The 13,162-nt window shown below is 68.0% G+C and carries 13 protein-coding genes and 1 pseudogene; 5 read left to right on the top strand and 9 right to left on the bottom strand.

What is annotated here, in order from left to right; translation table 11 throughout:
- Nucleotides 1–24: 24 nt before the first annotated feature.
- The gene (locus AC5Y4N_RS07295) at nucleotides 25–831 is read right to left on the bottom strand and encodes an exodeoxyribonuclease III (protein ID WP_499905515.1); all 807 of its coding nucleotides are present in this window, start codon (nucleotides 829–831) and stop codon (nucleotides 25–27) included.
- A 16-nt stretch (nucleotides 832–847) separates the two neighbouring features.
- The gene (locus AC5Y4N_RS07290) at nucleotides 848–1,441 is read right to left on the bottom strand and encodes a peptide deformylase (RefSeq protein WP_499905519.1); all 594 of its coding nucleotides are present in this window, start codon (nucleotides 1,439–1,441) and stop codon (nucleotides 848–850) included.
- A 126-nt stretch (nucleotides 1,442–1,567) separates the two neighbouring features.
- Here AC5Y4N_RS07290 and napA point away from each other — a divergent pair, with 126 nt between their 5' ends.
- From napA to AC5Y4N_RS07265, 5 genes and pseudogenes are all read left to right on the top strand, one after another.
- Nucleotides 1,568–1,876, top strand: a complete 309-nt coding sequence (gene napA / locus AC5Y4N_RS07285) for a nucleoid-associated protein NapA (RefSeq protein WP_499905523.1) — start codon at nucleotides 1,568–1,570, stop codon at nucleotides 1,874–1,876.
- A gap of 40 nt (nucleotides 1,877–1,916) precedes the next feature.
- Nucleotides 1,917–2,375, top strand: a complete 459-nt coding sequence (locus tag AC5Y4N_RS07280) for a LytR C-terminal domain-containing protein (RefSeq protein ID WP_499905527.1) — start codon at nucleotides 1,917–1,919, stop codon at nucleotides 2,373–2,375.
- Between the two features lie 9 nt (nucleotides 2,376–2,384).
- Complete coding sequence (sodC, locus tag AC5Y4N_RS07275; protein ID WP_499905530.1) at nucleotides 2,385–3,083, top strand: superoxide dismutase[Cu-Zn]; 699 nt, start codon at nucleotides 2,385–2,387, stop codon at nucleotides 3,081–3,083.
- Nucleotides 3,067–4,203, top strand: coding sequence for a glutamate--cysteine ligase (locus AC5Y4N_RS07270; protein WP_499905533.1), 1,137 nt, complete (start codon nucleotides 3,067–3,069; stop codon nucleotides 4,201–4,203). The genes sodC and AC5Y4N_RS07270 overlap by 17 nt, the downstream gene beginning before the upstream one ends.
- A 17-nt stretch (nucleotides 4,204–4,220) precedes the next feature.
- A pseudogene (locus AC5Y4N_RS07265) lies at nucleotides 4,221–4,840 on the top strand (LON peptidase substrate-binding domain-containing protein).
- Between the two features lie 6 nt (nucleotides 4,841–4,846).
- Here AC5Y4N_RS07265 and mnhG read toward each other — a convergent pair.
- The 7 genes from mnhG to AC5Y4N_RS07230 all read right to left on the bottom strand — a co-directional run bounded on the left by mnhG (nucleotide 4,847) and on the right by AC5Y4N_RS07230 (nucleotide 13,162).
- The gene (mnhG, locus tag AC5Y4N_RS07260) at nucleotides 4,847–5,176 is read right to left on the bottom strand and encodes a monovalent cation/H(+) antiporter subunit G (RefSeq protein WP_499905537.1); all 330 of its coding nucleotides are present in this window, start codon (nucleotides 5,174–5,176) and stop codon (nucleotides 4,847–4,849) included.
- A 25-nt stretch (nucleotides 5,177–5,201) separates the two neighbouring features.
- On the bottom strand, nucleotides 5,202–5,480 hold the full coding sequence (locus AC5Y4N_RS07255) for a monovalent cation/H+ antiporter complex subunit F (RefSeq protein WP_499905539.1): 279 nt from the start codon (nucleotides 5,478–5,480) through the stop codon (nucleotides 5,202–5,204).
- On the bottom strand, nucleotides 5,477–6,010 hold the full coding sequence (locus AC5Y4N_RS07250) for a Na+/H+ antiporter subunit E (protein ID WP_499905541.1): 534 nt from the start codon (nucleotides 6,008–6,010) through the stop codon (nucleotides 5,477–5,479). The genes AC5Y4N_RS07255 and AC5Y4N_RS07250 overlap by 4 nt, the downstream gene beginning before the upstream one ends.
- Nucleotides 6,007–7,602 carry a Na+/H+ antiporter subunit D gene (locus AC5Y4N_RS07245; protein WP_499905543.1) on the bottom strand — a complete coding sequence of 532 codons (1,596 nt, stop codon included), beginning with the start codon at nucleotides 7,600–7,602 and terminating at the stop codon, nucleotides 6,007–6,009. Before AC5Y4N_RS07245 ends, AC5Y4N_RS07250 begins: the two co-directional genes overlap by 4 nt.
- On the bottom strand, nucleotides 7,599–8,072 hold the full coding sequence (locus tag AC5Y4N_RS07240; RefSeq protein WP_499905545.1) for a Na(+)/H(+) antiporter subunit C: 474 nt from the start codon (nucleotides 8,070–8,072) through the stop codon (nucleotides 7,599–7,601). Before AC5Y4N_RS07240 ends, AC5Y4N_RS07245 begins: the two co-directional genes overlap by 4 nt.
- A complete protein-coding gene (locus tag AC5Y4N_RS07235; protein ID WP_499905549.1) occupies nucleotides 8,069–10,927 on the bottom strand; it encodes a Na+/H+ antiporter subunit A in 2,859 nt (952 codons plus the stop codon). The genes AC5Y4N_RS07240 and AC5Y4N_RS07235 overlap by 4 nt, the downstream gene beginning before the upstream one ends.
- A gap of 78 nt (nucleotides 10,928–11,005) precedes the next feature.
- A complete protein-coding gene (locus AC5Y4N_RS07230) occupies nucleotides 11,006–13,162 on the bottom strand; it encodes an AAA family ATPase (RefSeq protein ID WP_499906317.1) in 2,157 nt (718 codons plus the stop codon).

Raw genomic sequence — 13,162 nt, 5'->3', positions numbered from 1 at the left:
ATGTCCGTCGCCTTGACCGCCCTTCTAGGCCTCGCTCAACTCGACCAGCACTGGCGCGTGATCGCTGGGTCCCTTGCCTTTTCGTTCATCGCGAACGATCTCCGCATGCGTCACGCGTGCGGCCAGCGCCGGTGAGCCGAGGATGAAGTCGATCCGCATGCCGCGGTTCTTCGGGAACCGCAACTGCGTGTAGTCCCAATAGGTGTACACACCAGGCCCAGGCGTGAAAGGCCGCACCACATCGCTGAATCGAGCGTCGACGATCTCGCGGAACGCGCGTCGCTCCGGTTCGGTCACGTGTGTGCTGTTCTTGTAGAACTCCACACTCCACACGTCGTCATCGGTCGGTGCGATGTTCCAGTCACCGACCAGCGCGATCTTTGCCTGCGGGTCGTCCGCCAGCCAGCCGCGGGCTGCATCTCTCAGCGCCGCAAGCCATTCCAACTTGTAGTAGTAATGCGGCGAATCCGGCACACGACCGTTGGGCACATAGAGGCTCCAGACGCGAACGCCCGCACATGTCGCACCGACCGCGCGGGCTTCGGCCTTGCCTTCGACCTCAGGCGAGTCACTCCACGACGGCTGGCCTTCGAAACCCACCTGCACGTCGTCGACACCCACGCGCGAGGCGATCGCCACCCCGTTCCACTGATTGAACCCGCAATGCACTACCTCGTAGCCCAGCTCGAAGAACGGCAGCGTCGGGAACTGCTCGTCGGAGCACTTGGTTTCTTGCATCGCCAGCACGTCGATGTCGGCGCGCTGCAACCAATCCAACACACGCGGCAGCCTGGCGCGAATCGAGTTGACGTTCCAGGTGGCCAGCCGCACCGCTCAAGCGTACGTTTCAGTGGCCGAACGGATCGGGCACCTCACCCGGCGTCCACGACAACCCCGGAACTCCCCAGCCGTGCGACTTCAGCATGCGCTTCGCGCTTCGCGCATGCCGGCCGAGCAGCCGGTCGAGATACAGCTGACCGTCCAGATGCCCGGTCTCGTGCTGCAGCATCCGCGCGAACAGATCCTCGCCCTCCAACGTCACTGGCGACCCGTCGGCGTCGAGACCGGTCACACGCGCCCATTTCGCACGGCCCGTCGGAAACGACTCGCCGGGCACCGACAGGCAGCCCTCGTCGTCGTTCTCGGGATCTGGCATGGTTTCCGGGATTTCGGATGTCTCGAGCACCGGGTTGATCACCACGCCCTTGCGGCGCACCGTCTTACCGCGCGCTTCGGCGCAGTCGTAAACGAAAATCCGCAGCGGCACGCCAACCTGGTTGGCCGCCAAGCCGACTCCGTTCGCCGCCTCCATGGTTTCGTACATGTCTGCGATCAGCTTGCGCACGTCCTCGGGGATCGACCCGTCCGGCCCGACCTCCACGGGATTGGTCGGGTTGTGCAAGACGGGATCTCCGACGATCCGGATCGGCAGCACGGTCACGGACCAACAGCTTAGTCAGCCGACTCGCGGGCTCGGCTGACGTGTGCGTGCAGTCAACCGTGATTGAATGCATGCCGAAACCCACGGGATGTCATCGAAGTTCTGCAGAGGGGTCCGAGGAGCGATATGGACGGCGCCATGGCGCGGGCAAAGCAGTCGGATGATGACGCTGAACCCGTCGACGGGCTGACTCGCCGAGAACACGACATCCTCGCGTTCGAGCGACAGTGGTGGAAGTTCGCCGGCTCGAAAGAAGAAGCCATCAAGGAGTTGTTCTCCATGTCGGCCACTCGCTACTACCAGGTGCTCAACGCGTTGGTGGACCGGCCCGAGGCGCTGGCCGCCGACCCCATGCTGGTGAAGCGGTTGCGCCGGCTGCGAGCCAGCCGGCAGAAGGCCAGAGCGGCACGCCGGCTGGGCTTCGACCTCACCTGAGCTCTCCGGCCGAAACGATGCCCTGGCTACAGTGGGCACGATGAATCAGCGCGTACCCGACTCCCGCGGCCTGCCTCTGCGGGCCATGGTGATGGTGCTGCTGTTCCTCGCCGTGCTGTTTCTGCTGCTGGGAATCCAGGCAGCGGTATCCGGCGACGACTCCAGCGATCAGGCGACGTCAGCGGCCACCACCACGACCGCCACGACCACGACCGCCCCGGCCAAGGCCGGCGTGCTCGTCTACAACATCTCCCAAGTGGAGGGCGCCGCCGCGCGCACCGGTGACCAGCTGACGCAAGCCGGCTGGTCCGTCACCGTCGAGCCCAACACCCTCGAGTTGCCCGACGTCACCGCCACCACGGTGTGGTTCACCGACACTCCCGGCGAGAAGGAGTCGGCGGAGGAAGTGGCCAAGCTGCTGAACAACGCACCGGTGGAGGCCCGGCGCCCGGAACTCGCGAACCTGCCGCCCGGCGTCATCGTGACCGTCACCGGATAGGCTTCCTGCATGGTCAAACCCGCCACCGCCGCTGCCATCCTGTTGACCGTCCCCGCTCTGGCATTGAGCGCCTGCAGCCCGAACCAGAAGCCGAGCACCAGCCCCGGCACCACACCGCCGGTCTGGACGGGCGCCTCGTCGCCGTCGGCGTCGCCCACCCACTCGCCGGGGGCGCAGTCACCCGGTGCCCCGGCGCCGGCGGGCCAGGGCAAGAAGCTCACCGCGCAGCTGGCGAACCCGGCCGGCAAGCCCGTCGCCACCGCCACGATCGAGTTCTCGGACGGCTACGCCACGGTCACCGTCGAAACGGTCGGCGACGGCGTGCTGTCGCCCGGCTTCCACGGCATGCACATCCACCAGGTAGGCAAGTGCGAGGCCAATTCGGTGGCACCCACCGGCGGCCCTCCAGGAGACTTCCTGTCCGCCGGCGGCCACTTCCAAGTTCCCGGCCACGACAGCCATCCCGCCAGCGGCGACCTCACCTCGCTTCAAGTGCGCTCCAACGGAGCCGCGAAGCTGGTGACCACCACCGACGGCTTCACCGCCGAACAGCTGCTCGCAGGGCAGGGCACCGCGATCATCATCCACGAGAAGGCCGACAACTTCTCCAATATCCCCACCCGCTACAGCGAGGCAGGCCCCGACGCTGAGACGCTCGCTACCGGTGACGCGGGTAAGCGGTTGGCCTGCGGTGTCATCACCGGGTAGCAAGACCCGACGCCGGATCGACTTCGCTGCGTCGCCCCGTCCCACCGTCGGCGTGGAATGGGAGTTCGCGCTCGTCGACGCCGAGACCCGCGACCTGTCCAACGAAGCGGCCACGGTGATCGCCGAAATCGGCGAGAACCCCAAGGTGCACAAGGAATTGCTGCGCAACACCGTGGAGTTCGTCACCGGTGTCTGTGACACCACCCCGCAGGCGATAGAGGATCTGCGCTCCACGCTGGTGACCGCGCGCGAGATCGTGCGCGGTCACGGCATGGAACTGTTCTGTGCCGGCACCCATCCGTTCGCCAAGTGGTCGGCGCAGAAGCTCACCGACGCTCCGCGCTACGCGGAACTTATCAAGCGTACGCAGTGGTGGGGACGGCAGATGCTGATCTGGGGAGTGCACGTGCACGTCGGCATCTCCTCGGCGCACAAGGTGATGGCGATCATCTCGTCGTTGCTCAACCAGTACCCACACTTGTTGGCGCTCTCGGCGTCGTCGCCGTTCTGGGCCGGCGAGGACACCGGCTATGCCAGCAACCGGGCCATGATGTTCCAGCAACTGCCGACGGCCGGTCTGCCGTTCCAGTTCCGCACCTGGAGTCAGTTCGAAGGATTCGTCCACGACCAGAAGAAGACCGGCATCATCGACCACATCGACGAAATCCGTTGGGACGTAAGGCCTTCTCCGCACCTGGGCACCGTCGAGGTACGGATCTTCGATGGCGTGTCCAACCTGCGCGAGCTGGCTGCGCTGGTGGCGTTGACGCACTGTCTGGTGGTGGACCTCGACCGGCGTCTGGACGCCGGCGAGTCGCTGCCCGTGATGCCGCCGTGGCATGTCCAGGAAAACAAGTGGCGCGCAGCGCGTTACGGGCTGGATGCGGTGATCATCCTCGACGCCGACAGCAACGAACGGTTGGTCACCGAGGACCTCGACGACCTGCTGACCCGGCTCGAGCCGGTCGCCCGGTCATTGGGCTGCGCCGACGAACTCGCTTCTGTCGCAGAGATTCCCAAGGTCGGCGCGTCGTACCAGAGGCAGCGACGCATCGCGGAGGACAATGACGGCGACCTGCGGGCGGTGGTCGACGCGTTGGTCGGCGAGCTGGACATCTGATGGAGCGCGAGCTGCCGATGTTCCCGCTCGAGGTGGCGCTGCTGCCCGACGACGACCTGCCGCTGCGCATCTTCGAACCGCGCTATTCGCAACTGGTCGCCGACTGTTTGGCAGCCGACGACCCGGTTTTCGGGGTCGTGCTGATCGCGGCTGGCCGGGAGGTCGGCGGCGGCGACGACCGCTACGACGTGGGCGCGCTGGCACGCATCGTCGAGCATCGCGCGCTCGGGGCGGGCAAGTACACGTTGCGCTGCCGGATGTCCGAACGCATCCGGGTGCAGCGCTGGCTGCCCGACGACCCGTATCCGCGTGCGGTGGTGCACAGTTGGCCCGACGAACCCGGTGAGCCCGTCAGCGACGAAGCGATCCAAGGCCTGGCCGACCGCGTGATGTCGTTGTTCGAACGGCTCGCAGCGGCGAGGGGAGCCGAAATGCCGCCGCGGGACATGCTTTTCGCGGGCGTCACACTCGCCGACACGCCGGGGAAAAGCTCTACGCACTGGCGTCCACGGTGCCGATGGGCCAGGCGGACCGCTACGCGGTGCTGTCGGCGCCGTCGCCCCACGCGCGGCTGCAGGCAATCTCCGAAGCGGTCGAGACCATGGCCGCGTTGATCGACTTCCAGTTGCCGGACTGAGCCCCGTCAGCTGTCCTCGTCCAGTTCGTCGACGGTGAGCAGGTCGTCGCGGATGTTCTGTTCGCGGTATGCCAGCTGCCCGACGCGGTTGGCGACCACCGGGGCGGTGATCAACGTGAACATGCCGGTGAGGATCAGCATTCCGACGTCGACGTTGCCGCGCAGCTGAATCGCCGCGCCCAGCAACACCAAGAGCATCCCGAAGGTCTGAGGCTTGGTGGCGGCGTGCATGCGCGACAGCGTGTCCGGAAAGCGGACCACACCGATCGAGGCGGTCAACGCCAGCGCGGAGCCGGTCAGCACCACCACCGCGGTCACCGCGTCCAGCATGGTCATCGTCCGTTGCTCTCGGCGCGAGCGCTCATCGGCCCCGGTCCTCCGGCGCCACGTCGGGCACCCGGAACCGCGCGACACTGACCGAGCCGACGAAACTGATCAACGACAGCGCGGTGATTCCGTACACGACCGTGGAATCCAGGCTGAACGCCGCCCACGTGCCCAAGCCGCACATCGCCACGGCAACCAGAGTGTCGACGCCCACCAACCGGTCTAATGTGCTGGGGCCGGCCAAGACTCGATATGTGGTGAGCGCGGCTGCGGCAGTCAGCATGACGGCCGCGATCATCCAGACGGTGGTCATGCGTTCTCCTCGACGGCGGGTTTCCAGTCTTCGTCGCGCTCGAACGCCGCGATCAGCAGCCGCTCCAGCTCTGCGACCTCGCGGTAGAACCGGTCGACGGCACGCCGAGAGCCGACGTCGAGCACATGGACGTACACCAGGCGCCGGTCCCGGTCGATCTCCAGCACCATCGTGCCCGGCGTGACGTTGATCGCATGCACTGCAAGCGCAAGCACCAGGTCCGACTTCAGCGACAGTCTGGCCCGCAGCACCGCGCTCATCGGCGGCGGTCCCGGCTTGATGGACAGCCATGCCACCTGCAGGCTCGACACCACCAGATTGCGGCCGATCACCAGGTTCAGCCGCGCCAGCGACAGCGGATGCAAACGGCCCTCCACCGGCACCACAGGCAGCGGCAGCAGCACGATGATCAGTAAGGCCACCGCCAGCCCGCTGAGCACGTTGGCGGCAGAAAGCGTGCCCCACAACAGAATCCACACGGCGACCAGCCAGCAGATCGACCACACCCGCAACGCCCACCGCCGGCTCATCGGGACACCACCGCGGTGATGTAGCGATCGCGGTCGAGCACTTCGGCGGCCGCACGGTCGGCGTAAGAGAAGAACGGCCCGGCCAAGAATGTCAGCGCCAGTCCCACCGCGATCAGCGCCATCGTCGGCGCCAGCATTCCGAACGGCATCCGCCCGACGTCGTCGCGGTCGATGAACGAGACGTCTTCGTCGGCGTCGTCGAGAAGCACGGTCGGACCGGCGCTGGACAGCGCGCCCTCGGGCGCGTCTGCGCGCGGACGCCAGAACGCCTTGCTGTACACCCGCGACACCGCGTACAGCGTCAGCAGGCTGGTGGTGACCGCACCACCCACCAATACCCACGACAGCGCCGACCCGTCGCGAGCCCCTGCCTGCAGCAGCGCGACCTTACCGAGGAACCCCGAAAACGGGGGAATACCACCGAGATTCAGCGCCGGTATCAGGTACAGCAGGGCCAGCAACGGGCTCGCACTGGCCAGACCACCGAGCCGGCGCAGTGTCGACGCCCCGGCCTGTCGCTCGATCAGCCCGGCGACCAAGAACAGTGTCGTCTGCACGACGATGTGGTGGGCGACGTAGTAGATCGCTCCGGACATGCCGGGCCGGGTGGCCAGCGCGATGCCGAACACCATGTAACCGATGTGGCTGACGAGCGTGAACGACAGCAACCGTTTGATGTCGTTCTGCGCAATCGCGCCGAGCACCCCGACCAGCATGGTCACCAGCGCCGCGACCAACAGCACCGTGTCCAACCCGCCGGCGGGGAACAGCAGCGAATGAGCCCGGATGATCGCGTACACACCGACCTTGGTGAGAAGTCCGGCGAAGACGGCGGTCACGGGCGCGGGCGCGGTGGGGTAGGAGTCGGGCAGCCAGGTGGACAACGGGAACACCGCGGCCTTGATGCCGAACGCGACGAGCAGCACCGCGAACAGCGCGCTGCGCACACCCGGCGCGACGCTGTCGAGCCGCACCGCGAGCTCGGCCATGTTCAGCGTGCCGGTCGCCGCGTAGATCAGCGCGATCGCGAGCAAGAAGATCAGCGACGAGACCATCGACACCATCACGTACGCGATGCCTGCGCGTACCCGGTCTGCGCTGGCCCCGACGGTCAGCAGCACGAAACTCGCGGTCAGCAGCACCTCGAAGCCGACGAACAGGTTGAACAGGTCACCGGCCAAGAACGCACCGCACACACCGGCTGACAGCACGAGGTAGGTGGGCAGAAAGATCGACACCGGCTGGCGCTGGTCACCGTCGCGGATACCCTGGCCGATCGCGTAGAGCACCACGGCGAGCAGCACGATCGACGAGATCACCATCATCAGCGCCGAGAGCCGGTCCACGACGAGCGTGATGCCGAGCGGCCCGAGGCCCGGCACTGTCTGCCCCCATCCGCCGACGTGGACGGCGACGGTGCCGTCGCGGTCCGTCAGATAAATCAGCGTGACGCAGACGGCGACGACGGCCGCGAGCGCGACCAGGCTGATCGTGCGCTGCAACCGAGGATGGCGACCGACGAACATGGTGAGCGCCGCCCCGCCGGCGGGGATCAGCACCGGAAGCGGAGTGAGGGTGGCTGCGACGCTCACGAGGTCTCTTGCGCCTTCTGCGAGTAGGCGGGCAGCGCGTCGAGTTCGGCGGGTTCGTCGGCGTCGCGGTCCGGCTCGGGGTGAATGACGTCGTCGTCGGACTCGTCGGTTGTCTGCTGGGAGACGCGGGTGTCCTCGGGATCGTCACCCACTTCCTCCGCGGTGGTGAGCCGGTACGAGCGGTACGCCAGCGCGAGCACGAACGCCGCGACGCCCATAGTGATCACGATCGCGGTGAGGATCATGCCCTGCACCAACGGGTCGGCGGTGGTGGTGCGGCCGGCGCTGGTGCGCCCGAAGATCGGCGGGTTGCCCGACGCCCCGCCCACCGACAGGATCAGCAGGTTTACCGCGTTGCCGATCAGCAAGAGGCCCAACAACATTCGGGTGAGGCTGCGCTCGAGGAGCAGGTAGACACCGCAGCTGGTGAGCACGCCGATCAGCACGAGAGGAACCAACGAGGTGGTCATCGAAATGTCGCCTTTCTGGATTCGGCTGCGGCAGGGGCGAGTTCGTCGTCCAGCCGGGCGCCCAGGCTGCGCAGCACGTCGAGCACCAGCCCCACGACGATCAGATAGACGCCGAGGTCGAAGAACAGTGCGGTGACTAACTTGACGTGGCCCAGCACCGGGACGTCCACCTCGATCAGCGCCGACGACAGCACCGGCGCACCCAACAGCAATGAGCCCACCGCGGTGCCCACCGACAGCGCCAGCCCGACGCCCAGCACCTTGCCGACGTCGATCGGCAGCGTCTCGCCGAGTTCGTAGCGGCCCCCGGCCAGATACCGCAGCACCAACGCCAGCCCGGCGGTCAGCCCGCCCGCGAATCCGCCGCCGGGAGTGTTGTGCCCAGCGAAGAAGAAGTAGACCGACAGCACCATGATCAACGGGAAGATCACCCGGGTGGCGACCTCCAGCACCAGGGAGCGATGACGCGGGTCGCGCAGCTCGCTGCCGCGAAGCCACGTCACGTCGCTGCTGACCGGTGCCGGATGCGGAGCGTCGGACACTCTGGGTGCGGCGCCGAAGCGCCTGTGCCGGAACACCATTGACGCGACACCAGTGGCCGCGACCAGCAGCACCATGATCTCGCCGAGCGTGTCCCACGCGCGGATGTCCACGAGCAGCACGTTGACGGTGTTGGAGCCGTGGCCGCGCTGGTGGGCGGCCGTGGGCAGCACCGACGCGATCGAGGCGCCGGTGCGCGCCGCCATCGCGAACACGGCGAGTGTGGTGACGCTGGCACCGACCGCCAGCGCCAGCGTGATGCGTTTCCACCGGTGCTGCCTGATGTTGGTGGCCGGCGCTTCGGCGGGCAGTGCACGCAGCACGAGTACGAACACCACGAGAGTCAGTGTCTCGACGAGGAATTGGGTCAGCGCCAGGTCCGGTGCACCGTGCAGCGCGAAGATCACGCCGCAGCCGTAGCCGGTGGTTCCGACCAGCAGTACGCCGGCCAGCCGGTTACGCATGATCGTGGTGCCCACCGCCGCTGCGACGATCAACAGGCCCACCAGCGGCTGCAGTGCGGAATCCCAGAGCCGGAACTGCGGGCGGTCGCGGGCGCCGAACAGCAGCGCACCAATCGGCAGCAGTACCAGCGTGGAGAGGATCACCGCCTGCGTCGCAGGGATCGAGCCGCGCTGCGTCACAGCGGTGACCTTGAGCGAAAGGCGGTCTGCTGCGCGCACCACCGCGTCGTAGCCGCGATCGGCGTTGCCCAGAGGAAGCCAGCCAATCCGCATGCGCCGCAACCGATCTCGAAGCAGGAACGCTCCGGCGCCGACAACCAGCACGACCGCCGACAGCGCCAGGGCCAAGCCAACGCCGTGCCACAGTGACAGCGTGTAGGTGTGTTCGCCGGGCAGAACGTCGGCGTAGTCGTCGAGTACGTCGTCCAGCCAGCCGGGCACCAGGCCGAGCAGCAAACTGACTGCGGCCAGAATCGCCGGTGGCACAAGGAAACTCGGTGACGGCTGGTGCATGTGGTCCACAAGGGAGCTGGGCCCGCTGCGGCCTTTGCGGGCGAACGCCCCCCACAGGAACCGGAAGCTGTAGATGGTGGTGAAGATCGAGCCCAGCACCACTGCGGCCAGCACCACCGGAGCGGCGGAGCCAAGCGACGCACTGTGTGCCAGCGTCTCGAAGTCGGCCTCTTTGGCGACGAAGCCCAGAAACGGCGGTACGGCGGCCATGCTGGCGGTGGCGAACGCGGCGATGACGAACAACGCTTTGTTGCGGTTGCCCAGCCACGCGAGCCGGCGGATGTCGCGGGTGCCGGTGGCGTGGTCGATGATCCCGACGACCATGAACAGCGTCGCCTTGAACAATGCGTGCGCCACCAACAGAGCCAGCCCGGCGAGCATCAGGTCGCCTCCGCCGGCGCCGACGAGCAGCGTGATGAAGCCGAGTTGGCTGACGGTGCCGAATGCCAGGATCAGCTTGAGGTCGTACTCGCGAACCGCGCGCCAGCCGGCAAGCAGCATCGTGGCCAGCCCCAGGATCACCACAGTCGGGCGCCACGGCGGCGCGTCGGCGAAGCCGGGGGTGAGCCGCGCAACCAGGTACACGCCGGCCTTCACCATCGCGGCGGCATGCAGGTAGGCGCTGACCGGTGTGGGCGCCGCCATCGCGCCCGGCAGCCAGAAGTGCAGCGGCACCAGCGCGCTCTTGCTGACCGCGCCGACCAGCAGCAGCGTCAGGCCCACGCTTGTGACCGCGCCGGACGGCGGGTCGGCGACCAGCTCCGACAGCCGGTAGGTGCCGGCGGTGCGGCCGAGCACGATGATGCCGACGAGCATGGCCAGGCCACCGGCGGTGGTGACCAGCAGCGCCTGCATCGCGGCGCGGCGGCTGGTGGCCCGCTCGGCGTAGTGCGCCACCAGCAGAAACGACAGCACCGTGGTCAGCTCCCAGAACACGTAGAGCAGCAGCATGTTGTCGCTGACCACCACACCGAACATCGCGCCGGCGAATGCGATGAGTTCGGCGGCGAAACTGGGCAGGCGGTGCTCTGTACGCCCGTCGTGATGGTGGAAGTAGTCAGCGCAGTAGAACAGCACCAGCGCGCCGATGCCCAGAACCAGCACCGCCATGACCGCCGACAGCGGATCAAGGCGCAGGTCCAGGCTGATCGACAGTTCGGGCACCCACCGAATGTGCTCGGTGTAGACGTTGGTCGGCTTCGGCCAGTGCAGCACCACCCAGATCAGCGACGCGGCCGGAACGACTGCCAGCGGGTAGAACGCCTTGCGGCCCCACCGATACACCAGAACTGGCGCCACCACGGCAGCAACAGTGTGGGCGAGCAGGATGGCGAGCATGGGGTGAGCTCAGTCTACGGACGCCGCTTGGGCTTTCCTTTTCGCCTCTTGGACGACTGGGGCGCCGGTCCAGCGCGCTCAGCGGCCGGCCGCGAACGCCCGCAGTGAGTCGACCTGCATCGGATCCAGCGACGGTCGCACCTTGTCGCGCGCTGCGGCGATGTCGGCGGCGGTGACGTCGGCCGCGTCGATCGAGCGCCGCATCGCGGTCAGCGCCGCTTCTCGCAGCAGTGCGACGCAGTCGGCGCCGCTGTAGCCGTCCAGCTCGGCGGCGACTGCATCCAGGTCGACGTCCGCCGCCAGCGGCACGGACTTGCCCGCGGTGCGCAGGATCTCGCGGCGGGCGTCTGCATCCGGAGGTTCGACGAACACCAGCCGCTCCAGCCGGCCCGGCCGCAGCAGCGCCGGGTCGATCAGGTCCGGGCGGTTGGTGGCACCGAGCACGACGACGTCGCGCAGTGGCTCGATGCCGTCCAGCTCGGTCAGCAGCGCCGCCACCACCCGGTCGGTCACGCCGGAGTCGAAGCTCTGGCCGCGCCGCGGCGCCAGCGCGTCGATCTCGTCGAGGAACACCAGCGACGGTGCTGAGTCGCGGGCGCGACGGAACAACTCGCGCACCGCTTTCTCCGAAGCCCCCACCCATTTGTCCATCAGCTCGGCACCCTTGACCGCGTGCACCGACAGCCGGCCCGAGCTGGCCAGCGCGCGCACCACGAACGTCTTGCCGCATCCGGGCGGGCCGTAGAGCAGCACGCCGCGCGGCGGCTGAATTCCCAAGCGCGCGAACGTCTCCGGATGCTGCAGCGGCCACAGCACGGCTTCCGTGAGCGCCTGCTTGGTGTCCGCCATGTCGCCGACGTCTTCGAGCGTGACCCCGCCGACAGCTATCTCCTCGGTCGCCGACCGGGACAGCGGGCGGATCACCGTCAGCGCGCCGGTGAAGTCGTCTTGGGTCAGCGCCGGCGGTGTGTCGGCTTCGCTGGCGCGAGCCGCCGCCCGCAGTGCCGCCTCGCGCACCAGCGCGGCAAGATCCGCTCGCACGAATCCTGGTGTCTTGGAAGCGATCTCGTCGAGATCCAAATGCCCGGCGGGCACGCCGCGAAGGAGCACCTCCAGCAGCGCCTTGCGGGTGGCGCCGTCGGGCAGGCTCAAGCCGAGTTCGCGGTCGCACAATTCGGGTGAGCGCAGCCGTGGGTCCAGCGCGTCAGGCGCTTGCGAGGTCGCAACGAACGCCACTCCGTCGGTGGCCACTGCGGTGCGCAGCTCGGCCAGGATCAGCGTGCTCACCGGTTCGGCCGGTGACGGCAGCAGCGCGTCGACGTCGGTGATCAGCAGCACTCCGCCGCCGTCGCGCACCTTGGCCACCGCGTCGGCGACGGCCTTGAGCCGTTCTTGGGCCGCCAGCGCGCCGACGTCGGGGCCGTCGAGTTCGACGAGTCGGCGGTCGGCGCAGACGGCGCGCACCATCGTCGCCTTGCCGACACCCGCCGGGCCGGACACCAAGACGCCGAGATTGGCTGTGGCTCCGAGCTTTCGGAGTAGCTCGGGTTCGTCGAGCGCAAGCCGCAACCATTCGGCCAGCCGCGCAGCCTGGGCTTCGGCGCCTTTGAGGTCGGCGACGTCGACCGGCGGTGTGGCCGGCTGGTAGGTGGAGACGGCGCGCGGCGCGGCCGTCGGCACGCCTTCGCCCCAGGTGACCGACGAGTTCGGTTGCACGCTGACCGGTCCGGCCGGGTCGGTGCCGGTGACCGTCAAGAGCTCCGAGGTCCAGGTGATGCCGACCGACGACGCCAGCGCAGCGCTGGCCGCCGACGTCGACGTGCCGGGACCCAGGTCGCGGGGCAGCAGCGAAACCGTGTCGCCGACCGTCATCACCTTGCCCAGCAATGCCATCCGCAGCGTCGCCGGCGAAATCGATTGCCGCGCAAGGTTGGAGCCGGCCAGCGTCACCGACTTCGCGCCGTACACCGTCACCGGCGCCACGATCACCGGGGTGTCCTCGCGCAACCCGGCGTTGGAGAGCGTGACGTCGTCGAGCAGGATCGTGCCGGCCGGCACGTCGGCACCGGCCAGGCCCGCCACGGCCGCGGTGGTGCGCGAGCCGGTCAGCGACACCGCATCCCATTCCCTGATGCCAAGGGCCGCAAGGGCTTCCGCGTGCAGACGGACGACACCGCGCCGTGAATCAACCGCGGAGGTGTTCAGCCGCGCGGTCAGCGTCAGGGTCGGCGCCAT

It is taken from the genome of Mycobacterium sp. NGS19, from assembly GCF_059813155.1.
The sequence above is the reverse complement of the archived record's forward strand: the minus strand, read 5'-3'. Positions and strand labels throughout refer to the sequence as shown.